This is a genomic window from Streptomyces sp. 2P-4, assembly GCF_030167965.1.
GTDB classification, from domain to species: domain Bacteria; phylum Actinomycetota; class Actinomycetes; order Streptomycetales; family Streptomycetaceae; genus Streptomyces; species Streptomyces globosus_A.
In genome coordinates, this window is sequence record NZ_CP095011.1 from 1,653,819 (window position 1) to 1,678,507 (window position 24,689).

The window sequence follows — 24,689 nt, forward strand, 5'->3', positions numbered from 1 at the left end:
GGCCGTCAGCCGTCGGCGGGCGGCAGGCCGGCGAGCAGGCGCAGCGGCACCGGGCAGGACAGCGGCCGCCGGTCGGGCGCCTGCTCCTCGCCGGCCAGGGCGGCGACGGCCGGTCCGCACATCCGGCCCTGGCACCAGCCCATTCCGGCGCGGGTGAGCAGTTTGGCGGTACGGGCGTCCCGGGCTCCGAGGTCGGAGACGGCCTCCCGGATCCGCCCCGCCGGCACCTCCTCGCACCGGCACACGTCGGTGTCGTCCCGCAGCCATCCGGTCCAGCCCTCACCGGGCCGGTGGACCCGGCCCATCGCGTCGGCGAAGGCCCGCAGCCGCGCGCGGCGGCGCACCAGGGCCGCCGGGACGGGACGGCCGGCGACGGCGTGGGCCGCGATCTCCCCCTCGACCAGCGCCGGCTCCGCGCCGGCGATGCCCCCGGTCTCGCCGGCGGACCAGATGCCGGGTACGGAGGTCCGCTGGAGGGCGTCGAGGTCGAGCGCGGCGGTGCCGTCGGCGGCGCGGCGGGTGGCGCAGCCGAGGCCGGTGGCCAGCTCCAGCTGCGGGACCAGGCCGTGCCCGACGGCCACGGCGTCGCAGGGGATGCGGCGGGCGGTGCCGGGCAGCGGCCGCCAGTCCGCGTCCAGGCGGGCCACGGTGACGGCCTCCACCCGGTCGGTGCCGTGCGCCTCGGTCACCGCGTGCCGGGTGAGCAGCCGCACGCCGTGGCGGAGCAGGGCCCCGCCGTACACGGCGCCCTCCGCGAGCTTGGCGGGGTTGCGCAGCAGGGCGGGCAGGGCGGGCGCGTACCCGGTGTAGGCGGCGGCCTCGACGACGGCGGGCACCCGCGCCCCGGCGGAGGCGAGGGATCCGGCGACGGCGAGCAGCAGCGGCCCGCTCCCGGCGACGACGACACGCCGGCCGGGCAGAACGAGGCCGGCCTTGAGCATGGCCTGCGCGCCGCCGGCGCCGACGACGCCGGGCAGGGTCCAGCCGGGGAAGGGCAGTTGGCGCTCGTAGGAGCCGGTGGCCAGGAGCACGGCGCGGGCGGGTACGGCCACCGCGCGCTCCTCGGGTCCGGCGACGGCGTGCAGCACCCAGGCGGCCGGGGCCCGGCGGGCGGCCCCGGCGGGAGCGGTGTCCTGCGGTGCGTCCCGGCGGACCACGGTCCAGACATGGTGGCCGGGCAGGTACGTGACGCGGCCGGAGGCGGTGTGGGCGCGCAGGGCCCGCTCGCGGGCGGCAAACGCGGCCCATCCGTGGTGGAGGGCCTCGGGCCGCTCCGCGCCCAGCTGCGGGGCGGGGTGCCGGTAGAACTGCCCGCCGGGCCGCTCCCCCGCGTCGAGCAGGGTGACGCGCAGGCCGAGCCGGGCGGCGGTGACGGCCGCGGCGAGGCCGGCCGGGCCGGCGCCGACGACGGCGAGGTCGGCGGGGGCCGCGTCCGGGCGGCCGGCGGCGGCCGGGGCGCCGGGTCCGGGGAGGTCAGACGGCGAGGTCGGCACGGCCGGTCCCTTCCTGGGTGGTGACGGCGTCCCCGGGGCGGGCGGGGACCAGGCAGGCGCGCTGGTTGGGGCGGCCGTTGACGGTGACGAGGCAGTCGTAGCAGCTGCCGATCCCGCAGAACGCGCCGCGCGGGGCGCCGCCCTGCCGGGTGGTGCGCCAGGCGAGGATGCCGGCGCCCCACAGCACGGCGGCGATGCTCTGCCCCGCGTGGGCGGTCAGCTCGCGCCCGTCGAAGCGCAGGGTGTACGTCGCGTCCGGGCGCCCGCCGACGAGGTCGCGCGGGGACCGGCGGTGCGAGGGGTCGGTCATCGGCCGGTCTCCTTCGGCTGCGCCGCGGGCTCCGGGAAGCGGTCCGGGCGGAAGGGGTGGAGCGGGAGCGGGGGTTCGGCGCCGGTGAGGGCGGCGGCGACGAGCACCCCGGTGGCGGGGGCCAGGCCGATGCCGGCGCCCTCGTGCCCGCAGGCGTGGACCAGTCCGGGGACCCGGGGGTCGGGCCCGATCGCGGGGAGGTGGTCGGGGAGGTAGGGGCGGAAGCCGTGGTAGGCGCGCAGGATGCGGGCGTCAGCGAGGGCCGGGAAGAGGGCGGCGGCCTGGCCGGCGAGGCGGCGCAGGGCCTCCGGGGACAGCGACCGGTCGAAGCCGACGCGCTCCCGGGTCGCCCCGATCAGCACCGGCCCGGCCGGGGTGCCCTCGACGACCGCCGAGGACTGCAGGGCCGCGGAGCCGCTCGCGACGTCCGCGATGTAGTCGGCGGCGTACACCTTGTGCCGTACGACCCGGGGCAGCGGCTCGGTGACGAGGACGAAGCCGCGCCGCGGCAGGACCGGCAGGGAGGTGCCGGCGAGTTCCGCGATGCAGCCGCCCCAGGTGCCGGCGGCGTTGACGACGGCGGGGGCGGCGAGTTCGCGTCGCGCGGTGCGCACCCCGCGGACGGCGCCGCCGGCCGTGACGACCTCGACGGCCTCCTCGCCGAGGTGGAGTTCGGCGCCGGAGGCGGCGAGCAGGCGGGCGGCCGCCTGCGCGGGCTGGACCTGGGCGTCCTGGGGGTAGAGGAAGCCGCCCGCCCGGCCGGGTGCCAGGTGCGGCTCCAGTTCGCGCAGCTCGGCCGGGTCGGCCTCGACGGCCTCCACACCGGCGGCGCGCTGCCCCTCGGCGAAGGCGCGCAGGGCCTTCAGCGCGGCCTCGTCGGGGGCGATGACGAGCCCGCCCTTGGGCTCGTACTCCAGCTCTTCGGGGAGGGCGGCGGCCAGGTCCCGCCAGAGGCCTGCGGACAGCAGGGCGAGGTCGAGCTCGGGGCCGGCCTCCTTGTCGGAGACGAGGAGGTTCCCCTCGCCCGCTCCGGTCGTCCCGCCGGCGACGGGGCCGCGGTCGACGACGGCGGCGCGGAGGCCGGCGCGTGCGGCGTAGTAGGCGCACGCTGCTCCGACGACGCCGGCTCCGATGATCACGACGTCCAGGGGATGTCTCTTGGGCACGGCAGTAATATGTCACATTCTTTAGCGGCTGCCCAGAGCGTGCAGCAGCGGGACGGTCCGGCGGCCGGTCCTCCCCCCGCTCCGGGGTCTCCCGGAGTGCAGGGCCGGCCGCCGGCGGCACGGGTCAGCTGCGCAGCGGGCCCTCGCAGCTGTACGGGGAGGTGCCGGCCGTGCGGTTGTCCCAGATCTCCACCGGGCCGAAGGAGCAGTTCATGTCGGCCAGGTTGTTGGACGCCGCGCCGGCCCGGTCGAGGATGAAGTAGTCGACCGTCTCCGACATGTCCTTGAAGTTCTGGTCGTCGCTGCGCCAGTTCTTCAGGTTCGCGGTGATCCGGCCGGTGCAGGTGAACCGCCGCTTGCCGGGGTCGCCGTTCTCGACGCAGTCCGGCGTGTTGTACGTGGCCGCGGCGAACGAGGACTTCACCGAGGCGAGCGCGGAGTCGCGCAGCTGCTCGTTCGGCGTGTAGGTCGTGTTGGGGACGAAGAGCTGGTCCACCTTGGCGATCTGCGTGTCCAGGAAGCGGTCGTAGTCGCGCTGGAGGTAGCTGTCCGAGCCGAGGCGGTGGCGCCAGGCGTCGTACTTCGCCACGTCGTTGTTGCGCAGGTGGGTGTACATCTCGCGCAGCAGGGACGGCTTCTCGGTCCACAGGAACTCGAAGAACGTGCCGGCGTAGCTGTAGAAGCGGAAGCCGTCGCCGTCGTACGTCGCGTTGAGGATCTGCTCGACGCTCATGCGGGGGCCGCCGCCCGCCGTGTCGCTGATGATGCTCTTGACGAGCGACTTGCGCACGGCGATGCCGTCGGAGCGGGTGGCCCCGTCGAAGAACTCGGCCGTGCCCTCGTCCATGGCGGTGGTGCGGTCACCCTCGTACCAGGGGCCCTGGCCGAAGAAGCCGTGCACGGCGAAGCGGCCGTTGAGGTAGTGCACGTACTCGTGGCGGAAGAGCTCTTCCAGGGTCAGGCTGGAGTCCTGCGGGACGCGGCGCTGGTAGGTGTAGAAGGTGGCGCCGTTCTCGATGTAGATGCCGCCGTTGTTCGTGTCGTACCCGGTCAGGATCGGGTGGTAGTTCACGTAGTCGGCGCGCGAGGCGTACAGCACGATGTTGAGGGTGCTGTTCGGGTCGCCGGCGAGCGGCTGCTCGGTGCCGATCACCCGGTGGTACTGCGCCTTGACCTGCTTGCTCGCGTAGTAGAGCTGGTCGACGGTGGCCCGGTCGAGGGCGGTGCGGACCTTGATGGCGCCGTTGTCGTAGGTGAAGGTGTTCGGGAAGAGCTGCTTCTCGATGTCCTCCTTGCAGACGCCGTACGGCTTGCACGCCTCGTAGAAGTTGAGCCAGGAGACGACCTTCGCCCACTGCTCGCTGCCGTCGCCGAAGGTGGCGCGGGCCGTCGGGAGGAGCGCGCCGAGGTCGGCCACGACCCGGTCCTTGAGAGAGGGGACCTGGCCGAAGCGGCCGTACTCGCCGAGCGCGTCGCGGGCGACCCAGGCGTTCGCGGTGCCCTTGAGGTGGCCGTAGCCGGCGAACGCCTTGAACAGGTCGCGGTAGGCCGGGTCGGCGGCCACCGCCGCGTGGAAGGCGGCGTCCTGGTTGCCCGGGTAGACGCCGAGGTAGTTCACCGAGAGCGCGGCCAGGGCGGCACCCGCCCAGTGCGGGTCGTGGTGGGTGGCCGGGTGGCCCGGGTCCATCGTGGCCAGGACCTTCTTGATCAGGCCGAGCTGGTGGTGGCGCAGGCCGGGAGCACTGCCGGCATAGAGGGCCTCGCGCAGGGTGCGGGCGTTGGAGGCGGTGGTGTCGAAGGTGCGGGCGGCGGCGCCGAAGTCGGCGATGGCGCGGCGCATGGCCTCGACGGTCGGCGCGTCGGTGACGTCGATCTCGGAGCGCGAGTAGTCGTGGTAGGCGACCGCGTGCAGGTAGGTGAACATCTCCTCCAGGTGGGAGGAGTTCCTGCCGTCGTGCGCCGCGGCCAGGGCGGATATGCGCCGGGAGACGGCCTGGACATGGGCGTCGGACATGACCGGGGCCAGGCGGGCGTCCCAGGTCCAGATGATGCTGCGCAGGCAGCCGTCGGCCGTGACGGCCTCGTCGGCGAGGAAGTCGGCGAACTGCTCCGGGGACAGCCCCGTCACGCCGTCGAGGGTGCAGGGGACGCCGGCAGCGAGGGTGCGGCCGGTCGCGGGGGCCGCCGCGGCGGCCTTGCGGCTCTTCTCTGCGCGCTCGGAGGCCGGCGCGGCCGCCGTCGGGGCTCCCGGGGTGCGGCCCTGGGCGGCCTGGGCCGCTGCGGCGTCCGCGGCGGAACGGGCGGCCTGGCCGCCCGGGGTGCGCCCGGCGCCCGGCGCGACGGCGGAAGCGGGGGCCGCCTCCTTCGGCGAGGCGAGGCGGTCGACCTCGTCGAACGGGTTTCCGCCGCGGGCCCCGGCGGGTGCGGGAGCGGCAGGGGCGGCGGCTGCGCCCTGCGCCGGGGCGGGGACCGCGGTCTCGGCGGCCACCGTCACGGCCTGGCCCGCCGTGGCGAGGAGCGTCACCGCGACCGCGGTGGAGAGGAGGGAGGAACGCACAGCTCTGTGCTGGGACACCAAGGACTCCTGGAAGGGGAGGTGGGGGACATGGCGGACACGGCGCGGGGGTGCTGCGTGGGACGTGCCGGACGAGCGGTCGTGCGTGAACTGCCCTGCGCCACACGGCGTTTGACGGGGATTAACGCGCCGCGGTGTGAGCTGTAACATAGTAATGTGAAATTGCACTGGCAAGACCTGTGCGCACACCAGTTCACGTCTTTCCCAGGGAGCCCCCGTGACCGAAGCCCCCTCCCGCCTCAACACCGGGAGTCACGATCTACCGGTATCGCCTGAGTTGTCCCGGTACATGGCCGGCAACTGGGCCCCGTCGCCCCTGCCGGACTCCGAGCGCGTCTCCGCGTACGCCGTCACCCCCGCCCGCCGCGCCCGCCTGTCCGCGCGCTTCCCCGGCGAGCGGCTGGTCGTCCCCGCGGGCGAGCTGAAGGTCCGCTCCAACGACTGCGACTTCCGCTTCCGCCCGCACAGCGCGTACGCCTGGCTCACCGGGCTCACCGGCGAGGACCAGGTCGGCCACGTGCTCGTGATGGAGCCCTCCGGCCCCCACGGCCACGAGGCCGTGCTGTACCTGCGTCCGCGCTCCCCGCGCACCGGCGGCAGCGAGGAGTTCTACCGGGACCGCCGGTACGGGGAGTTCTGGGTCGGCCGCCGCCCCGACCTCGCGGAGGCGGAGCGCCTGACCGGGCTGCGCTGCGCCCACCTGGAGTCACTGGGCGACCCGGTCGGCCGCAACGCCGCCACCGACGCCGAGCTGGCCACGGCCCTGTCGGAGCTGCGCCTGGTCAAGGACGCCTGGGAGGTCGGGCAGCTCCAGCTGGCCGTCGACCACACCGCCGCCGGGTTCGAGGACGTCGTACGGGCGCTGCCGCGCGCGCTCGCCCACCCGCGCGGCGAGCGGTGGATCGAGGGGGTCTTCGGCCTGCGCGCCCGGGCGGAGGGCAACGGCACCGGCTACGACACCATCGCCGCGTCCGGCGCGCACGCGTGCGTGCTGCACTGGATCCGCAACGACGGGCGGCTCGACCCGGGCGAGCTGCTGCTGCTCGACGCCGGCGTCGAGACCGACACGCTCTACACGGCCGACATCACGCGCACCCTCCCGCTGTCGGGGCGCTTCTCCCCCGTCCAGCGGCAGGTGTACGAGCTGGTGCTCGCGGCGCAGGAGGCGGGCATCGCCGCACTGCGGCCGGGGGCGAGCTTCCGCGACTTCCACCGGGCCGGGATGCGGGTGATCGCGGAGGGCCTGGCGGACTGGGGCGTGCTCAAGGACGCCGAGGGCGACCTGCACCGCCGGTACACGCTGTGCAGCAGCGGCCACATGCTGGGGCTCGACGTCCACGACTGCGCGAAGGCGCGGGCGGACACGTACCTGGACGGGGTACTGGAGGAGGGCCAGGTCCTGACGGTCGAGCCGGGCCTCTACCTCCAGCCGGACGACGAGACGCTGCCGCCGGAGCTGCGCGGCATCGGGGTGCGCATCGAGGACGACCTGGTCGTCACCGCGACAGGGGCCCGGCTGATGTCGGGGGCCCTGCCGCGGACGGTGGCCGGGATCGAGGAGTGGATGGGCGGCCTGCTGGAGGGTTGAGCCCGAGGCCCCGACGCCCCGCCGCGGCCTCGGGGGGTGTGGCAGCGGGGTGCGGACAGCGGTGACGGCCCGCGCGGGAGGCGCGGACCGTCACCTGCCGGTTTCCTCCGGCGTGTTCGGGATGCGGAATGAACGGGCGGTTCAGTTCCGGTGTGCGGAGTTACCTGCCGCCACCGCCACCGCCACCGCCGCCGTTGCCGCCACCGCCGCCGTGGCCGCCACCGCCGCCACCGCCGCCGTTGCCGCCACCGCCGCCGCCGTGGCCGCCACCGCCGCCGCCGCCGTTGCCGCCGTGGCCGCCGTTGCCGCCACCGCCGCCGTCATGGCCGTTGCCGCCGCGGTTGTCGTGGCCGTTGCCGCCGCGGTCGTTGTAGTCGCGGTCGTTGTAGTCGCGGTGGTTGTAGTCGCGGTAGTCGTACCGGTCATAGTCGCGGTTGCTGTGGTGTGCCTTGTCCTTGTCCCAGCACCAGTCGGGCCGGTCCTCCCACCGGTTGTAGCGCTCGCAGCACTCATACCAGTCGTTGCTGCCGCGCCGGTCGTCCGAACACCGCCAGTCCTGCCGGGTCTCCGGGGTCAGCCCGGTCTGCGCGGCAAAGGCCCCGCTCACCGGCGTCAGGCCGAGAGCGACGCCCGCGGCGCCGGCCACAGCTGCCGCAATGATCCCACGGCGCATGATCATGCACCTCCGAATGCCTTGACAATTGGTCCCAAAGGGGGCATTTCCACACTCCCCCCTCTCCTGCTCCCTGTCAAAGGCCGCTCGCCTGTGCCGCACCCCGCGACCCCCCGCAGGCCGCTTCCCCACTGGGATCCCCGGAATGCGGAATCGCTTCCGACGGACCGTCAAGGACGGCGATACCGTCCAGTTCGACCAGGGCCTCCTCGTCCCAGAGCCGGACGACGCCCACCACCGCCATCGCCGGGTAGTCCCGCCCCGCCAGGCGCCGCCAGATGCGGCCCAGTTCGGGGGCGTGCGCCCGGTAGTCCGCCACGTCCACCGCGTACACGGTCACCCGCACCAGGTCCGCGGGCGCGCCGCCCGCCGCCGCCAGCGCCGTCAGCAGACCGGACAGGGCCCGCTCGAACTGCTCCGGCAGCGTCGCCCCGACGACCCCGCCCTCCACGTCCAACGCGGTCTGTCCCGCGAGGAACACCAGCCGGGAGCCGGTCGCCGCCACCGCGTGGGAGAAGCCCCGCGCCGGCGACAGCTGCGCCGGGTTGATCCGCTCCGGGCTCACCGGTACAGCTCCCGCGCGATGATCGTGCGCTGGACCTCGCTCGCGCCCTCGTAGATGCGCGGGGCCCTGACTTCCCGGTACAGGTGCTCCAGCAGGTGCCCCCGCCGCAGGGCGGCGGCCCCGTGCAGCTGCACGGCGTGGTCCACCACGTACTGCGCCGTCTCCGTCGCGAGGAGCTTGGCCATGGCCGATCGGCGGGGGACGTCCGCGTCGCCCGCGTCGTACGCGCCCGCGGCCGCGTAGACGAGCAGCCGGGCCGCCTCGGTCCGGGTGGCCATCTCCGCGACCCGGTGCCCGACCGCCTGGAGGTCGGCGAGCACCCCGCCGAACGCGGGGCGGCGGGCGGTGTGCGCGAGCGTCGCGTCGAGGGCGGCGCGGGCCATGCCCACCGCGAACGCGCCGACGCTGGGCCGGAACAGGTTGAGCGTGGCCATCGCCACGGCGAAGCCGCGTCCGGGCCGGCCCAGCAGGTCCTCCGGGCCGACGGGGACCCCGTCGAAGACCAGTCTGCCGATGGGGTGCGGGGAGAGCATCTCCAGCGGCTCCCCGGACAGTCCGGGCCGGCCGGCCGGGACGAGGAACGCCGTGACGCCCTTCGCCGCCGGACCCTCGCCGGTGCGGGCGAAGACCGTGTAGAAGTCGGCCTCCGGGGCGTTGGAGATCCAGCACTTCTCCCCGCTGAGCCGCCAGCCGCCCGCCGCCCCGCGGCCGGAGTCGGGCTCCGCCGCGAGCGCCAGCGCCGCCGCGTCCGAGCCGGCGCCCGGCTCGCTCAGCGCGAAGGCCGCCACCGCCCGCCCGGCCCGCACCTGCGGCAGCCAGTGCTCCCGCTGCGCGTCTGTGCCCGCACTGAGCACCGGGTGCGCCCCGAGCCCCTGGAGGGCCAGCGCCGTCTCCGCCTCCGTGCACCCGTACGCGAGGGACTCCCGCAGCAGGCACAGCTCCAGCGCGCCCGAGGTGAAGAGCCGGTCCAGCAGGCCCAGCGCGCCGAGCTCCGCGAGCAGCGGGCGGTTGACCCGGCCCGGCTCCCCCTTGTCCGCCAGCGGACGCAGCCGCGCGGCCGACAGCTCGCGCAGCTGCCCGCACCACTGCTCCTGTTCCGCTCCGAGCGCGAATCCGGTCATCCGAACATCCCCGCCTCTATCGCGTCCTGTTGACTGCCGTCACCATCACGATACGCTCATGGGGCAACTGCACGGCCGGCTCCACCCGTTTCGGCCCCGACCGGGGGCCGCAGCCGTCGCAAGGGGGCGAACCCGCCTTGGAGCTCAAGCCTTCGGCCCACGCCGACACCTTCGCGCGCGACCACCTGCCGCCGCCGCACGCGTGGCCGGACCTGCTCTTCGAACTGCCCGAACTGGCCTATCCGGACCGCCTCAACTGCGCGGCGGAGCTCCTCGACGCCACCGTCGCCCGGTTCGGACCGGACCGCCCCGCCTTCCGCGACGGCAGCGGCGAGACCTGGTCGTACGGGGAGCTGCGCGACCGGGTGGACCGCATCGCCCGCGTCCTGACGGCCGACCTCGGGGTGGTGCCGGGCAACCGGGTGCTGCTGCGCGGCCCGACCGGCCCGTGGCTCGCCGCCTGCTGGCTCGCCGTGGTCAAGGCCGGCGCGGTCGCCGTCACCGTCCTGGCGCAGCAGCGGGCGCACGAGCTGGCGACGGTGTGCGCGATGGCCCGGGTGGGGCACGCCCTGTGCCACGCGTCGGTGCTGGAGGACCTGGCCCGGGCGGAGGTGCCAGGCCTGCGCATCACCCCGTACGGCGGGACGGGCCCGCAGGACCTGCTCCGGCTCGCCGAACGGCACACGGAGCCGTTCCCGGCGGTGGCGACGTCCGCGGACGACGTCGCACTGATCGCGTTCACCTCGGGCACCACCGGCCGCCCCAAGGGCTGCATGCACTTCCACCGGGACGTGCTCTCCGTCGCCGACACCTTCTCCCGCAGCGTCCTGCGCCCCCGGCCCGACGACGTCTTCGCGGGGAGCCCGCCGCTCGGCTTCACCTTCGGCCTCGGCGGCCTGGTCGTCTTCCCGCTGCGCGCCGGGGCCTGCGCCCTGCTGCTGGAGCAGGCCGGGCCGCGCGCGCTGCTGCCGGCCCTGGCGGAGCACCGGGTCACGGTCCTGTTCACCGCGCCCACCGCGTACCGGGCGATGCTGGACGCGCTGGACGGCGACGGGGAGGACGCAGCCGGCGGCAAGGGGTACGACCTCTCCGCGCTGCGCCGCTGCGTCTCGGCGGGCGAGAACCTCCCCGCCGCGACCTGGCAGGCCTGGTACGAGCGGACCGGGCTGCGGATCATCAACGGGATCGGCGCGACGGAGCTGCTGCACATCTTCATCTCCGCCGCGGACGACGACATCCGCCCCGGCACCACCGGCCGGGTCGTGCCCGGCTGGCAGGCCCGCGTGGTGGACCGCGCCGGCCGGCCTGTCGCGGACGACGAGCCGGGCCTGCTCGCCGTGCGCGGCCCGGTCGGCTGCCGCTACCTGGCCGACCCGCGGCAGGAGGAGTACGTACGGGACGGCTGGAATCTCACCGGCGACACGTACGTCCGGGACTCGGACGGCTACTTCCGGTACGTCGCCCGCGCCGACGACATGATCGTCTCCGCCGGCCACAACATCGCCGGCCCGGAGGTCGAGGAGGCCCTGCTGCGCCACCCGGACGTGGCGGAGGCCGCCGTCGTGGGCCGCCCGGACGAGCGGCGCGGCCAGATCGTCGTGGCGTACGCCGTCCCCCGGCCGGGCGCGGCCCTGACGGAGGAGGCCCTGCGGGAGTACATGCGCGCCGAGCTGGCCCCGCACAAGTGCCCCCGGGCGTTCGTCTTCCTCCCGGCCCTGCCGCGGACCCCGACGGGAAAACTTCAGCGGTTCCGGCTCCGCGATCTAGAGTGAACACGTGGCCGAGCAGCACACTCCGCGATCCCTGATCGTCACCTTCTACGGCGCCTACGGGCGGGCCTTCGAGGGGCCCGTACCCGTGTCGGCGCTGGTCCGCCTGCTGGGCGCCGCGGACGTGGACGCCCCGTCGGTGCGCTCCTCGGTGTCCCGGCTCAAGCGGCGCGGCTTCCTGCTGCCCGCTCGGGCGGCGGACGGCTCCGCGGGGTACGAGCTCTCCGGCGAGGCGCGGCAGCTCCTCGACGACGGCGACCGGCGCATCTACGGCGACCGGGCCGTCCGGGGCACCGGCGAGTGGCTGGTGGCCGTCTTCTCCGTCCCGGAGCAGGAGCGGCACAAGCGGCACCTGCTGCGCTCCCGGCTGGCGCGGCTGGGCTTCGGCTCGGTGGCCCCGGGGGTGTGGATCGCCCCGGCCCACCTGTACGAGGAGACGGGGCACACCCTGGACCGGCTGCACCTGACGGCGTACGTGGAGCTGTTCCGCGGCACGCACCTGGGCTTCGCGCCGACGGCGGAGGCGGTGGCCCGCTGGTGGGACCTGACCGCGCTGGCCAAGGCGCACGAGGAGTTCCTCGACCGGCACGAGCCGGTGCTGCGCGCCCTCCAGCAGGGCGGCTCGCCGACGCCGGAGCAGGCCTACCGGGACTACCTGCGGGCCCTGGACGGCTGGCGGCGCCTGCCGTACGCCGACCCGGGGCTGCCGCACGACCTGCTGCCCGCGGACTGGCCGGGCGACCGGGCGGCGGCCGTCTTCGCCGAGCTGCACGCCCGTCTGCGGGACACGGGCGCCCGCTTCGTGCAGCAGTAGCCCGGCGGGCGGATTGCGGGTGCGGGGCGCTGCGGGCGGGCGCCATGATGGGCCATGACCTGGACCTTCACCCATGACCTGGCGGCCTACCGGGCCGCGGCCGGGGCGGCCGTCGCCGCCGACCCCGTGGCGAACACGCTGCTGCTGACCGTGGAGGGCGCGCTGCGGCGCCGCGGCCCGCATGCCTTCTCGGACCGGGACCCGGTGTTCGGCTGGTGGACCGGCGCGGACGGCGCGGTCGCGGGCGGGTTCCTGTGCACGCCGCCGTACCCGCTGGTCCTCGGCAGGGTGCCCGGCGAGGCGGTGGCCGCGCTGGGCGAGGCGCTGCGGCGGGAGCCGGTGCTGAGCGGGATCGGCGGGTTCAACGCCCGGCTCGCGGACGGCGAGCGGCTCGCCGAGGCCTGGGGGCGGCCGCTGGGCGAGCCGGATGTGCTGCGGCTGTACCGGCTCGGGGAGCTCGCGGCGCCGGAGCCGGCGCCCCGGGGGCGGGCCCGGGCGGCCGCGGAGGCGGACCTGCCGCTGGTGCGGGAGTGGTGCGCCTCCTTCGCGGCGGAGGTCGGGGACCCGCCGCCCGGCGAGGGCGCCGTACGGGACCGGGTGGCCGGGGGCGGGATGCTGCTGTGGGAGGACGCCGCGGGCCGTCCGGCGGGGCTCGCCGCGTTCAGCCCGCCCGACGGCGGGACCTCCCGGATCGGCCCGGTGTACACGCCGCCCGCACACCGGCGGCGCGGGTACGCGGCGGGCGCGACGCACGCGGCGGTGGGCGCGGCCCGGGCGGCGGGCGCCCGGGAGGTGCTGCTGTTCGCGGACACGGCGAACCCGACGAGCACGGGCGTCTACCTGCGGCTCGGCTTCCTGCCGGTGGAGGACCGGGCGGTGGTCGTGGCGCGCTGAGCCGCCCCGGGCCGTCCGCGCTCACCGCTCGCCGCTCGCCGCTCAGCCCTTTCCGGTGGGCGGCTTGCGGCTGCCGGCGCGGTAGGGGGCCGGCCAGGGGGCGGCCGGTCCCGCGTACTCCTGGTCGGCGGCCGCGTGCAGGGTCCAGTGGGGGTCGTACAGGTGGGGGCGGCCGAGGGCGCAGAGGTCGGCGCGGCCGGCGAGGAGCAGCGAGTTGACGTCGTCCCAGGAGGAGATGGCGCCGACGGCGATGACGGGGACGCCGAGGGCGTTGCGGATCCGGTCGGCGTACGGGGTCTGGTACGAGCGCCCGAATTCGGGGGCCTCGTCGGGGACGACCTGCCCGGTGGAGACGTCGATGGCGTCGGCGCCGTGTGCGGCGAAGGCGGCGGCGATGCGGACGGCGTCCTCGGCGGTGGTGCCGCCGGGCGCCCAGTCGGTGGCGGAGAGCCGGACGGTCATGGGCCGGTCCCCGGGCCAGACCTCCCTGACGACGTCGAAGACCTCCAGGGGGAAGCGGAGCCGGTTCTCCAGCGGGCCCCCGTAGGCGTCCTCGCGGTGGTTGGCGAGCGGCGAGAGGAATCCGGACAGCAGGTAGCCGTGGGCGCAGTGCAGTTCGAGGAGGTCGAAGCCGCAGTCGGCGGCGCGGGCGGCGGCGGCCGCGAAGTCGGCACGGATCGCGGCGAGGTCCCGGCGGTCCAGGGCGCGGGGGACCTGCGAGACGCCGGGCCGGTAGGGCAGCGGGGAGGCTGCGGCGACGGGCCAGTTGCCCTCGGGCAGGGGGTCGTCCATGCCCTCCCACATGAGCCTGGTGGAGCCCTTGCGGCCGGAGTGGCCGAGCTGGACGCCGAGGGCGGTGCCGGGGGCGGAGGTGTGCACGAAGTCGGCGATGCGCCGCCAGGCGGCGGCCTGCGCGTCGGTGTAGAGGCCGGTGCAGCCGGGCGTGATCCGGCCCTGCGGAGAGACGCAGACCATCTCGGTCATGACCAGGCCGGCGCCGCCGAGGGCGCGGGCGCCGAGGTGGACGAGGTGGAAGTCGCCGGGGAGGCCGTCGCCGTCGGCGGCGGAGTACATGTCCATCGGGGAGACGACGACGCGGTTGCGCAGGGTCAGCCCGCGCAGGGTCAGCGGGGTGAACATGGGCGGGGTGCGGTCGTCGGGGCAGCCGAAGTCGCGTTCGACGGCGCGGGTGAAGCGCTCGTCGCGCAGGCGCAGGTTTCCGTGGGTGACGCGGCGGCTGCGGGTGAGCAGGTTGAACGCGAACTGCCGGTCGGGCTGGTCGACGTATCCGGCGAGTTCCTCGAACCAGCGCATGCTGGCGGCCGCGGCCCGCTGGGTGGAGGCGACGGCGGGGCGGCGGGCGGCCTCGTACGCGGCGAGGGCGGCGGGGACGTCCGGCTCGGCGGCGACCGCCTCGGCGAGGGCGAGGGCGTCCTCGACGGCCAGTTTGGTGCCGGAGCCGATGGAGAAGTGCGCGGTGTGGGCGGCGTCGCCGAGGAGGACGGTGTTGCCGTGGGACCAGCGCTCGTTGACGACGGTCCGGAAGCCGGTCCAGGCGGACCGGTTGCCGCGCAGTGGCCGGCCGCGCAGTGCCTCGGAGAAGGCCTTGGCGCAGCGGTCGGCGGATTCGGCCTCGTCGCACAGGTCGAGGCCGGCGGCCCGCCAGACCTCCTCCCGCATCTCGACGATGACGGTGGAGGCGTCCGGCGCGTAGGGGTAGGCGTGGAGCTGCATGACGCCGTGCTCGGTCTCGGCGATCTCGAAGCGGAAGGCGTCGAAGGCGAAGTCGGCGGCGAGCCAGATGTAGCGGCAGCGGCCGCTGGTGAGGGTGGGCCGGAAGTGCTCGGCGGCGCTCTGCCTGGTGGCGCTGTGGACGCCGTCGGCGGCGACGACCAGGTCGTGGGAGGCGGCGAGGGCGTCGGCGGGCGGGGCGGGGGTGCGGAAGCGGAGCGTGACGCCGAGGGCGGTGCAGCGTGCGTGCAGGACGTGCAGGAGGCGGCGCCGGCCGAGGGCGGCGAAGCCGTGGCCGCCCGAGGTGTGCAGGCGGCCGCGGTGGACGATGTCGATGTCGTCCCAGCGGACGAACTCGGCACCGAGGGCCTCGTAGACGTCGGTGTCGGCGCGTTCGATGCCGCCGAGGGTCTCGTCGGAGAGGACGACGCCGAAGCCGAAGGTGTCGTCGGGGGCATTGCGCTCCCACACCTGCACCCGGTGGCCCTGCCGGGCCAGCAGGGCGGCCGCGTACAGGCCCCCCGGTCCCCCGCCGATCACCGCGACGTCGAGTGTGTTCCCGAGGGGCACGGCGCTACCTGCCTTCCCACTCCGGCGGCCGCTTCGCGGTGAAGGCGGCGTGGAACTCGGCGTAGTCCCGGCCGTTCATCAGCAGGGCCTGGGTGTTGGCGTCGAGTTCGACGGCCGCGGCGAGCGGCATGTCGAGCTCGGCGGTCAGCAGGGCCTTGGTCTGGGCGTACGCCAGGGCGGGGCCGGCGGCGAGGTGCGCGGCGAGCTCCGCTGCCCGTACGTCGGCCTTGCCCTCCTCGGTGAGCTCGCTGAGCAGGCCGATGCGCTCGGCCTCGGGGGCGCGTACGGGCTCGCCGAGCATCAGGAGGCGGGTGGCGTGGCCGAGGCCGACGACGCGGGGCAGCAGGTACGCGGCCCCCATGTCGCCGCCGGAGAGGCCGACGCGGGTGAAGAGGAACGCGAAGCGGGCGGTGGGGTCGGCGATGCGGAAGTCGGCCGCGAGCGCGAGGACGGCGCCGGCCCCGGCGGCCACCCCGTGCACGGCGGCGATCACGGGGAAGGGGCATTCGCGGACGGCGCGCACGACCTGGCCGGTCATCCGGTTGAAGTCCAGCAGCTGCGCGGTGTCCATGGAGAGGGTGGCGCCGATGATCTCGTCGACGTCGCCGCCGGAGCAGAAGCCGCGGCCTTCGCCGCCGAGGACGAGGGCCCGTACGGACCGCTCGCGGGAGAGTTCGGCGAGCAGGTCGCGGAGGTCGGCGTACGCGCCGAAGGTGAGGGCGTTGAGCTTCTCGGGGCGGTCGAGGGTGACGGTGGCCACGCCGTCCTGCCGGGTCACCCGCAGGTGGCGCCACCGTTCGGTTGCCGGGGTGGAACCGATGAAGGGGCTCACGGAGTCGAAGGTATCACCGGATCCTGACTTCCGTCACGGAAACGCGATAGCGGGCGCCCGGGGGCGGCGGGCCGCGGCACCGGCCCGGCCCCCGCGCCGGGCGGGTCAGGCGGCGCCGGCGAGCGTGGCGACGAGCACGGCCTTGATGGTGTGGAGCCGGTTCTCGGCCTCGTCGAAGACGACGGAGTGCGCGGACTCGAAGACCTCGTCCGTCACCTCCAGCGACTCCAGCCCGTGCCGGGCGTGTATCTCACGGCCCACCGCCGTGCCGAGGTCGTGGAAGGCGGGCAGGCAGTGCAGGAACTTCACGTCCGGGTTGCCGGTGGCGCGCAGCACCTCCATGGTGACGGCGTACGGGGCGAGGGCGGTGATGCGCTCGTCCCACACCTCCTTGGGCTCCCCCATGGAGACCCACACGTCGGTGGCGACGAAGTCGGCGCGGGCGACGCCCTCGGCGACGTCCTCGGTGAGCAGGATCCGGGCGCCGCTGGCGGCGGCGAGGTCCCGGGCTCGGTCGACGACGGACGCGGCCGGCCAGTAGGCCTTGGGCGCGACGATGCGCACGTCCATGCCGAGGAGGGCGCCGGTCACGAGGTAGGAGTTGCCCATGTTGAAGCGGGCGTCGCCCAGGTAGGCGAAGGCGATCCGCTCGACCGGCAGGGCGCTGTGCTCGGTCATGGTGAGGACGTCGGCGAGCATCTGGGTGGGGTGCCAGTCGTCGGTGAGACCGTTGTAGACGGGGACGCCGGCGTGGGCGGCGAGCGCCTCGACGGCCGCCTGGCTGTCGCCGCGGTACTGGATCCCGTCGAACATCCGGCCCAGGACGCGGGCGGTGTCCTTGACGGACTCCTTGTGTCCGATCTGGGAGCCCGCCGGGTCCAGGTAGGTGGTGCGCGCCCCCTGGTCGGCGGCGGCGACCTCGAACGCGCAGCGCGTGCGCGTCGAGGTCTTCTCGAAGACGAGGGCGATGTTGCGGCCCCCGAGGCGGGGCTGCTCCGTGCCCGCCTTCTTGGCGGCCTTGAGCCCGGCAGCCAGCTCGACCAGGCCGCGGAACTCGGCGGCGGTGAAGTCGAGCTCCTTCAGGAAACTGCGGCCGGCGAGGTCGATGGCCATGGGGGTACTCCAGGGTCGCGGTACGGGAAGCAGGGAGACCGGAAGTCTATACGATGGCCTGTATTCATATACAGACCCCTGGTCCCCGGCCTTCATCCTCCGCCCGGTCCTCCCCGCCTCCTCCCGATTCATCCTGCCTCGTCAGACGCCCTGCGCCTGCCAGGCGGCGCCGAACGGCGCCCCGCCGCTGCTCAGACGGCGTCGCGTTCCACCGGACAGCTCATGCAGCGCGGCCCGCCCCGGCCCCGCCCCAGCTCGCTGCCGGGGATCTCGATGACCTCGATGCCCTCCTTGCGCAGGTGCGTGTTGGTCGTCACGTTCCGCTCGTAGGCGACGACCACTCCCGGCTCCACGGCGAGGACGTTGCAGCCGTCGTCCCACTGCTCGCGCTCCGCCGAGTGCACGTCCTGCCGGGCCGTCAGCACCCGGATCGCGTCCAGGCCGAGGGCGGCCGCGATGGCCCGGTGCATGTGCTCCGGGGCGTGGTCGGTCACCTTCAGCTCCTGCGCGCCGGAGCCCGGCTCGATGGTGTACGAGCGCAGCATGCCGAGGCCCGCGTACTGGGTGAAGGTGTCCCCGTCCACCATCGTCATCACCGTGTCCAGGTGCATGAACGCCCGCCGCTTCGGCATGTCGAGCGCCACGATGCTGGTCGCCGACCCGGCGGCGAACAGGCCCCGCGCCAGCATCTCCACCGCCTGCGGGGTCGTCCGCTCGCTCATCCCGATCAGCACGGCGCCGTTGCCGAGGACGAGGACGTCCCCGCCCTCGATCGTCGACGGGTAGTCGGCCTGCCCCTGCGACCAGTAGTGGAAGGCGCCCGACGCGGTGAACAGCGGGTGGTGCCGGTAGATCGCCTCGAAGTGGACCGTCTCGCGCTGCCGGGCCGGCCAGCGCATGGCGTTGATGGAGACCCCGTCGTAGATCCATGCGGAGGTGTCCCGGGTGAAGAGGTGGTTCGGCAGCGGCCCGAGCAGGAAGTCGTCCAGGTCCATGGCGTGGAAGCGGACCGAGACGGGCTCGGCGTACCGCTCCAGGTACTCCCGCTTGGTCATCCCGCCCACCAGCGCCTCGGCGAGGTCCGCCGCCGGCAGCCCGTCGAAGACGGCGCGCAGGTGGTCGGTGGCGAGGGGGCCGTACTCCTTCTCGTCGAACACCCGGTCCAGGACCAGGTGCCTGGCCTCCGGGATGTCCACCGCCTCCCGGAGCAGGTCCCCGAACAGGTGGACCTCCACGCCGCGGTCCCGCAGGACGTCGGCGAAGCCGTCGTGCTCCTGCCGGGCCCTGCGCACCCACAGGACGTCGTCGAAGAGGAGTGCGTCCTTGTTGCTCGGCGTGAGCCGCTTCAGTTCCAGATCGGGCCGGTGGAGGATGACGCGGCGGAGCCGTCCGGTCTCGGAGTCGACATGGAATCCCATGGCGTACACGTTCGCAGACCGGACGGCTTTTTGATGCGGCGTTGGCGCAGGAGGTCCGGCGGACGGCCGGGACCCGCCGGGCCGGGGCGTCGGCCGGGGCGCCGGGGACGGGCGCCGGGGCGGGCGCCGGCGGCCTCAGCCGAGGCCGAGGAGCGCCGAGGGGGCCCCGGTCAGCTCCGGGGCGGTCAGGCCGAGCTTCGGGGTGGTCAGGTCCGGGATGCCGGAGTTGTTTCCGTCGGGCATCGTCAGCGGCGCCCCGAGGACCACGCCCGGAGTGCGGGCCATCAGGTCGGTCGCCGGGGAGGTCAGCGAGCCCTCGGAGTCGGTGGCGGGGTCGCCGAGCAGGTTCGGCACGGGCGTGCTGACGAGGGTGCGGCCGAGTTCCGTGCCGACGGGCAGGGACGGCACCACCGGCGTGGGCAGCAGGTCGCCCCTGTGGTGGCGGACCTCCGGGGCGCCGACGACGGGGACCGGGACTCCGGTGCCCACACGCGGGGTGTCCACGCCCAGCGTGGTCTTCACGGCGTCCAGCGGCACGCTGACCGGAACCGAGTCGGCGGCGGCCGGGGCGGCGCCGCCGGCGGCCGCCATACAGGTCATGAGCGCCGCAATGCTTCCGCGCGCGGTCATCTTCATAGGTGACGTTCCGTCCTTCCTGGATCGCGGACACTCCGCTGCCCTGAATGAACGATCCCGCCCGGGCTTTCCCCGGCATCGGCCGGGAAAGTTCCCCCATACGACCTAATTCGGGGCCGTGTGCGGGCGGCGCCTTTACGCACCGCCCGCACACCGCCGGCGCACCGCCCGCGCACCGCCGGTGCGGCCGGGCCGGACGGGGGCCGTCACAGCCGGGGGTCGACGGGCTCCGACTCCAGGGCGAGCACCGCGAAGACCGCCTCGTGCACCCGCCACAGCGGCTCCCCCGCCGCCAGCCGGTCCAGGGCCTCCAGGCCGAGCGCGTACTCGCGCAGCGCCAGCGACCGCTTGTGGCCCAGCGCCCGGCCGCGCAGCCGGTCGAGCTGTTCCGGGCGCGCGTACTCCGGCCCGTACACGATCCTCAGGTACTCGCGGCCGCGGACCTTGATCCCCGGCTGCACGAGCCGTCCCCTGCGGTCGCGGGCGTACGCCTGGAGCGGCTTGACGACCATCCCCTCGCCGCCGGCCCCCGTCAGCTCCAGCCACCAGTCGGTGCCCGCCCGGACGGAGTCCTCGTCGGCGGTGTCGACCAGGATCCGGCCGGTGCGGCGCAGCAGCCCGCCGCCGGCGGCCTCGTCGGCGGCGGCGAGCCGGTCCAGCCAGAACAGCTGCTCGTCGTGCGGGACGGCGGCCAGCGACCGGCCGGAGGCGGCGAGCAGCTGGAACGGCGCGAACCGCACCCCGTCGAGGCCCTCCGTGGTCCAGCAGTAGCGGCGGTAGGCCTCGGTGAAGCGGTCCGCGTCCTCGGCCCGGTCCCGCTGCCGGGCCAGCAGTGCGCCGGTGTCCGCGCCGCGGGCCGCTGCTGCCTCCAGGGCGGCGATCGCCGCGGGGAACGCGGCGCGGGAGGCCGCGCCGACGGCCGCGTACTGCTCGCGCAGCAGGCCTCGGGACTTCAGCGACCAGGGCAGCAGCTCGCCGTCGAGCAGGAGCCAGTCGCCGTCCCCGGCGGGGCCTCCGCCGGGCGCGGCGAGCTCCTCCCAGAGCCCGGCGCCGGTGACCGCGTCCCGCACCCGGCCGAGGAACGCCTCGGTGACGGCCGGATCCCGGAAGAAGGGCCGGCCTGTGCGCGTGTACACCGAGCCGGTGGCGGCGCCGTCGGTGCCGAAGCGCCTGCGGGCCGTCTCGGCGTCCCGGCACAGCAGGACGGTGGCGCGGGAGCCCATGTGCTTCTCCTCGCACACGACCTGGGCGATGCCGTCGGCTCGGTACTGGGCGAAGGCCTCCGCCGGGTGCTCCAGGTAGCCCTCCTCCTGCGAGGCGGCCGCCGGGGCCATCGTCGGCGGCAGGTACGGCACCAGCCGGGGGTCGACGGCGAAGCGGCTCATCACCTCCAGGGCCGCGGCGGCGTTCTCCTCGCGCACCGCGACGTTCCCGAGGTGGCGGGTCTCCACGACGCGCCGGCCGTGCACGTCGGCCACGTCGAGCGGCCGGCCCTCGCGGCCGCCCGGCGCCTGCACCGCGAGCGGCCTGACCGGCTCGTACCAGACCTTCTCGGCGGGGACGTCGACGAGTTCGCGCTCGGGCCAGCGCAGGGCCGTCAGCCTCCCGCCGAACACGGCGCCGGTGTCGAGGCAGATGGTGTTGTTGGTCCAGGAGGCCTGCGGGACGGGCGTGTGGCCGTAGACGACCGCCGCCCGGCCCCGGTAGTCCTCGGCCCAGGGGTGGCGCACCGGCAGGCCGAACTCGTCGGTCTCGCCGGTGGTCTCCCCGTACAGGGCGTGCGAGCGGACCCGGCCGGAGGTGCGGCCGTGGTACTTCTCCGGCAGCCCGGCGTGGCAGACCACCAGCCGGCCGCCGTCGAGGACGTAGTGGCTGACCAGGCCCTCGATGAAGGAGCGGACCTCGGCGGTGAACTCCTCCGGTTCGCCGGCCAGCTGCCCGACGGTCTCGGCGAGGCCGTGCGTCAGCTGCACCTTCGAACCCCTGAGGTGGCGCCCGAGCTTGTTCTCGTGGTTGCCCGGCACGCACAGGGCGCTGCCCGAGGCGACCATGCCCATGACGCGGCGCAGCACGCCGGGGCTGTCCGGGCCGCGGTCGACGAGGTCGCCGACGAAGACGGCCGTACGGCCCTCGGGGTGGACACCGTCGCGGTAGCCGAGCCGGTCCAGCAGGGCCTCCAGCTCCACGGAGCAGCCGTGCACGTCGCCGATGATGTCGAAGGGGCCGGTGAGGTGGGTGAGGTCGTTGTAGCGCTTCTCGCGGACGACCTCGGCGGTCTCGGCCTCCAGGGCGGTGCGCAGGACGTGCACCTTGCGGAAGCCCTCGCGCTCCAGGTGGCGCAGGGAGCGGCGCAGTTCGCGGCGGTGGCGCTGGATGACGTGCCGCGGGAGCCCGGCCCGGTCGGGGCGGGCCGCGTTGCGCTGCACGCAGACGTCCTCGGGCATGTCGAGGACGATCGCGACGGGCAGGACGTCGTGCTCGCGGGCGAGCCGGACGAGGGAGCGGCGGGCCTCCGGCTGGACGCTGGTGGCGTCGACGACGGTGAGCCGGCCGGCTGCGAGGCGCTTGCCGGCGATGTAGTGGAGGACGTCGAAGGCGTCCCTGCTGGCGCCCTGGTCGTTCTCGTCGTCGCTGACCAGTGCGCGGCAGTGGTCGGAGGAGATCACCTCGGTGGGCTTGAAGTGCCTGCGGGCGAAGGTGGACTTGCCCGATCCGGTGGCGCCGACGAGGACGACGAGGGAAAGGTCGGGGACGGGGAGCACGCGGGGCTCGGCGGCTCCGGCGGCGGTGTCGGTGTCAGCGGTCATGCGGCCTCTCCCTCCTTCGGGGCGTCGGTGCGGGCGGCGGCGGTGGCACCGGTGCGGCTGGCGGTGGCCGGGTCGGCCAGGGTGAAGACGGCCATCTGCGTGGGCGGGCCGACCTCGGGGTCGTCGTCCCCGACGGGCACGTACGCGACGGTGTAGCCGTGCCGGCCGGCGACGGCACCGGCCCAGTCGCGGAATTCGGCGCGGGTCCACTCGAAGCGGTGGTCGGGGTGCCGGACCTGCCCGGCGGGCAGGGTCTCCCAGCGGACGTTGTACTCGGCGTTCGGGGTGGTGACGAGGACGGTCCGCGGGCGCGCCGAGCCGAACACCGCGTACTCCAGGGCGGGCAGCCGCGACGGGTCGACGTGCTCGACGACCTCGCTGAGGACGGCCGCGTCGTAGCCGGCGAGCCGCTTGTCCGTGTACGTGAGGGAGCCCTGGAGGAGGCGGACCCGGCCGGCCTGCAGCTCGCCCATGCGTTCCAGCCGCAGCCGCTTCGCGGCCGTGGCGAGGGCCCGTACGGACACGTCGACGCCGGTGATCTCCGTGAAGGAGGTGTCCTTCAGGAGCTGCTGCACCAGGGCGCCCTGCCCGCAGCCGAGGTCGAGGACCCGGGCGGCGCCGGCGGCGCGCAGCGCCGCGGTGACGGCCTCGCGGCGCAGCACGGCAAGCGGCAGCGGGCGGTCGGCGGTGTCGGTGTCCTCGTCGACGGCGTTGTCGATGTCCTCGGCCGGGCTGCCGTCCGCCTCGGCGAGGCGGGCCAGCTCCAGGCGCTCCAGGGCGTCCCGGGTCAGCCGCTTGTGGCGGGCGAGGTAGCGGGAGGTGATCAGCCCGTGCTCCGGGTGCCCGGCGAGCCAGCCGTCGCCGGCGCGCAGCAGCTTGTCGACCTCGTCGGGGGCGACCCAGTAGTGCTTGGCGTCGTCGAGGACGGGCAGCAGGACGTACAGCTGCCGCAGCGCGTCGGCGAGCCGCAGCCGGCCCTCCAGGACGAGGCGTACGTACCGGGAGTCCCCCCACTCGGGGAACCGCTCGTCGAGCGGGAGCGGCTCGGGCCGTACGAGGTCCCAGCCGAGGGGGCCGAACAGCCGGTGCACGAGCTCCGGCCCGCCGCGCGCGGGCAGGACGGGAATCTCGATCCGCAGGCCGCGCGGCTCGTCGACGAGGTCGGGGCGGGCGGCGCACCTGCCGTTCAGGGCGCTGCCGAAGACGCTGCGCAGCGCGACGGCGAGCAGCGAGGAGGCGGCGTAGGGGCGGTCGTTGACGTACTGGGCGAGTGCGGTGTCGGGCGCTCCGCCCCGGCCCTTGCCCTGGCCGCGCCGGACGAGCGCGACGGGGTCCACCTCCAGCAGCAGGGCCGCCGTGCAGCGCTCGTCCCCGGCCTCGGGGTAGAAGACGTGGGCGGTGCCGTGGGAGGTGGTGAACGCCTGCGCCTTGCCGGGATGCTTGTGCAGCAGGAATCCCAGGTCGGTGGCGGGGCGGTCGGGGGTACCGGTGGTGGAGATCGTCAGGAACACGCTTCCGATTCTTGCCGCCGGGCCCGCCCGTCCGCCGCCTATTTTCCGGGGGCGGCCGTTCCGCGGGGCCGGTCCGGCGGGGTGCCGTGCACGGCGGCCGCGAGGGCGGCGATGCGGCGGGGGCCGATCCGGCAGCAGCCGCCGAGGAGGCGGGCGCCGGTCCGCTGCCAGGCCCGGACGGGCCAGGGGGCGGGGGCGGCCGGGTGCTCCCAGGTCGCCGCGGCGGCGTCCCATGCGGAGCCGTCGTTCGGGTAGGCGAGCAGCGGTTTGCCGGTGGCGGAGGCGGCCTCCTCCAGGGCGGGCAGCACGTCCCGGGGGTCGCAGCAGTTCACGCCGACCGCGACGACCTGCGGGGACTCCCCGGCCAGGGCGAACGCCTCGGCGAGCGGCCCGCCGGCCCGGGTGCGGCCGCCGGCGACGGTGTACGACAGCCAGGCCCGTGCCCCGGTCTCGGCGAGCACACCGAGGACGGCTTCGGCCTCGTCGGCGTCGGGGACGGTCTCGACGGCCAGCACGTCGGGCCCGGCGCCGAGAAGCGCCTCGATGCGGGGCCGGTGGAACGCGGCGAGCTGCCGCCTGCTCAGCCCGTACCGGCCGCGGTACTCGGAGCCGTCGGCGAGGACCGCGCCGTACGGGCCGACAGACGCGGCGACCCACACGTCGTGCCCGGCGGTGTCGGCGGCGCGGGCGGCGAGGCGGACGCTGCGGTGCAGCAGCCCGGTGGTCTCGGCGCGGCCGCGGCCGCGGGCGGCGAAGGCCTCGTAGCCCACCTGGTAGCTCGCGGTGATCAGCACCTCGGCGCCGGCCTGCGCGTACGCCGTGTGCGCGGCCTGCACCTGGTCGGGCCGCTCGGCGAGCACCCGGCCGGTCCACAGGCCGCCGGACAGTTCGCAGCCCTGGTCGGCGAGCTGGTTGCTGAGCCCGCCGTCGAGCACGAGCGCCCGCGCGGCGAGCGCGTCGGCGAACGGCGCGGTCGCCCGCGTCACGCCTCCCACCGCCCCAGCGGGTCCGGCCGATCCGGACGATCCTGCGGTGTGCGGCGGTGTACGGCGTGCACGGCGTGTTCCACGCCACCCATCCTGCACCTCGCCGCCCCCGCAGGG

Annotated in this window: 18 protein-coding genes and 1 pseudogene; 4 read left to right on the plus strand and 15 right to left on the minus strand. The window is 75.3% G+C overall.

The window, feature by feature from the left end:
- Positions 1 to 5: 5 nt before the first annotated feature.
- The 4 genes from MUK52_RS06820 to MUK52_RS06835 all read right to left on the minus strand — a co-directional run bounded on the left by MUK52_RS06820 (position 6) and on the right by MUK52_RS06835 (position 5,544).
- Entirely contained in the window at positions 6 to 1,493 is a 1,488-nt protein-coding gene (locus MUK52_RS06820) for an FAD/NAD(P)-dependent oxidoreductase (protein ID WP_114054675.1), read from the minus strand.
- Positions 1,474 to 1,803, minus strand: coding sequence for a (2Fe-2S)-binding protein (locus MUK52_RS06825; RefSeq protein ID WP_174250365.1), 330 nt, complete (start codon positions 1,801 to 1,803; stop codon positions 1,474 to 1,476). The genes MUK52_RS06820 and MUK52_RS06825 overlap by 20 nt, the downstream gene beginning before the upstream one ends.
- Complete coding sequence (locus MUK52_RS06830) at positions 1,800 to 2,969, minus strand: NAD(P)/FAD-dependent oxidoreductase (RefSeq protein ID WP_284575060.1); 1,170 nt, start codon at positions 2,967 to 2,969, stop codon at positions 1,800 to 1,802. The genes MUK52_RS06825 and MUK52_RS06830 overlap by 4 nt, the downstream gene beginning before the upstream one ends.
- A gap of 124 nt (positions 2,970 to 3,093) precedes the next feature.
- Entirely contained in the window at positions 3,094 to 5,544 is a 2,451-nt protein-coding gene (locus MUK52_RS06835; RefSeq protein WP_284575061.1) for a collagenase, read from the minus strand.
- Between the two features lie 217 nt (positions 5,545 to 5,761).
- Between MUK52_RS06835 and MUK52_RS06840 the strand changes: the two genes are divergently transcribed.
- Positions 5,762 to 7,132, plus strand: coding sequence for an aminopeptidase P family protein (locus MUK52_RS06840; protein WP_114054672.1), 1,371 nt, complete (start codon positions 5,762 to 5,764; stop codon positions 7,130 to 7,132).
- 160 nt (positions 7,133 to 7,292) lie between these two features.
- Here MUK52_RS06840 and MUK52_RS06845 read toward each other — a convergent pair whose 3' ends face one another.
- The 3 genes and pseudogenes from MUK52_RS06845 to MUK52_RS06855 form a co-directional block, all read right to left on the minus strand.
- On the minus strand, positions 7,293 to 7,811 hold the full coding sequence (locus MUK52_RS06845) for a hypothetical protein (RefSeq protein WP_216827059.1): 519 nt from the start codon (positions 7,809 to 7,811) through the stop codon (positions 7,293 to 7,295).
- Between the two features lie 166 nt (positions 7,812 to 7,977).
- A pseudogene (locus tag MUK52_RS06850) lies at positions 7,978 to 8,370 on the minus strand (RidA family protein); the annotation flags it as partial.
- Complete coding sequence (locus tag MUK52_RS06855) at positions 8,367 to 9,491, minus strand: acyl-CoA dehydrogenase family protein (protein WP_114054670.1); 1,125 nt, start codon at positions 9,489 to 9,491, stop codon at positions 8,367 to 8,369. The pseudogene MUK52_RS06850 and the gene MUK52_RS06855, both read right to left, overlap by 4 nt.
- Before the next feature lie 137 nt (positions 9,492 to 9,628).
- Here MUK52_RS06855 and MUK52_RS06860 point away from each other — a divergent pair, with 137 nt between their 5' ends.
- Genes MUK52_RS06860 through MUK52_RS06870 form a run of 3 tightly spaced genes read left to right on the plus strand, consistent with a single transcriptional unit; the run spans position 9,629 to position 12,968 of the window.
- A complete protein-coding gene (locus tag MUK52_RS06860) occupies positions 9,629 to 11,263 on the plus strand; it encodes an AMP-binding protein (protein WP_284575063.1) in 1,635 nt (544 codons plus the stop codon).
- 4 nt (positions 11,264 to 11,267) lie between these two features.
- Positions 11,268 to 12,074: a PaaX family transcriptional regulator gene (locus tag MUK52_RS06865; protein WP_114054668.1), complete on the plus strand. Its 807-nt coding sequence runs from the start codon at positions 11,268 to 11,270 to the stop codon at positions 12,072 to 12,074.
- 54 nt (positions 12,075 to 12,128) lie between these two features.
- Complete coding sequence (locus MUK52_RS06870; RefSeq protein ID WP_284575064.1) at positions 12,129 to 12,968, plus strand: GNAT family N-acetyltransferase; 840 nt, start codon at positions 12,129 to 12,131, stop codon at positions 12,966 to 12,968.
- A gap of 42 nt (positions 12,969 to 13,010) precedes the next feature.
- Here the strand turns inward: MUK52_RS06870 and MUK52_RS06875 are convergent, their stop codons facing one another.
- The 8 genes from MUK52_RS06875 to mmuM form a co-directional block, all read right to left on the minus strand.
- Complete coding sequence (locus tag MUK52_RS06875) at positions 13,011 to 15,269, minus strand: bifunctional salicylyl-CoA 5-hydroxylase/oxidoreductase (protein ID WP_284575065.1); 2,259 nt, start codon at positions 15,267 to 15,269, stop codon at positions 13,011 to 13,013.
- Positions 15,270 to 15,273: 4 nt separating this feature from the next.
- The gene (locus tag MUK52_RS06880) at positions 15,274 to 16,101 is read right to left on the minus strand and encodes an enoyl-CoA hydratase family protein (RefSeq protein WP_114054665.1); all 828 of its coding nucleotides are present in this window, start codon (positions 16,099 to 16,101) and stop codon (positions 15,274 to 15,276) included.
- 105 nt (positions 16,102 to 16,206) lie between these two features.
- Complete coding sequence (gene argF, locus MUK52_RS06885) at positions 16,207 to 17,214, minus strand: ornithine carbamoyltransferase (protein ID WP_114054664.1); 1,008 nt, start codon at positions 17,212 to 17,214, stop codon at positions 16,207 to 16,209.
- A gap of 191 nt (positions 17,215 to 17,405) precedes the next feature.
- Entirely contained in the window at positions 17,406 to 18,632 is a 1,227-nt protein-coding gene (locus tag MUK52_RS06890; RefSeq protein ID WP_114054663.1) for an arginine deiminase, read from the minus strand.
- A gap of 135 nt (positions 18,633 to 18,767) precedes the next feature.
- On the minus strand, positions 18,768 to 19,268 hold the full coding sequence (locus MUK52_RS06895; RefSeq protein WP_114054662.1) for a hypothetical protein: 501 nt from the start codon (positions 19,266 to 19,268) through the stop codon (positions 18,768 to 18,770).
- Between the two features lie 206 nt (positions 19,269 to 19,474).
- Positions 19,475 to 22,075 carry a polynucleotide kinase-phosphatase gene (locus MUK52_RS06900; RefSeq protein ID WP_284575068.1) on the minus strand — a complete coding sequence of 867 codons (2,601 nt, stop codon included), beginning with the start codon at positions 22,073 to 22,075 and terminating at the stop codon, positions 19,475 to 19,477.
- Positions 22,072 to 23,586 carry a 3' terminal RNA ribose 2'-O-methyltransferase Hen1 gene (locus MUK52_RS06905; protein WP_284575069.1) on the minus strand — a complete coding sequence of 505 codons (1,515 nt, stop codon included), beginning with the start codon at positions 23,584 to 23,586 and terminating at the stop codon, positions 22,072 to 22,074. The genes MUK52_RS06900 and MUK52_RS06905 overlap by 4 nt, the downstream gene beginning before the upstream one ends.
- A 38-nt stretch (positions 23,587 to 23,624) precedes the next feature.
- On the minus strand, positions 23,625 to 24,572 hold the full coding sequence (gene mmuM, locus MUK52_RS06910; RefSeq protein WP_284575070.1) for a homocysteine S-methyltransferase: 948 nt from the start codon (positions 24,570 to 24,572) through the stop codon (positions 23,625 to 23,627).
- Between the last annotated feature and the right edge of the window lie 117 nt (positions 24,573 to 24,689).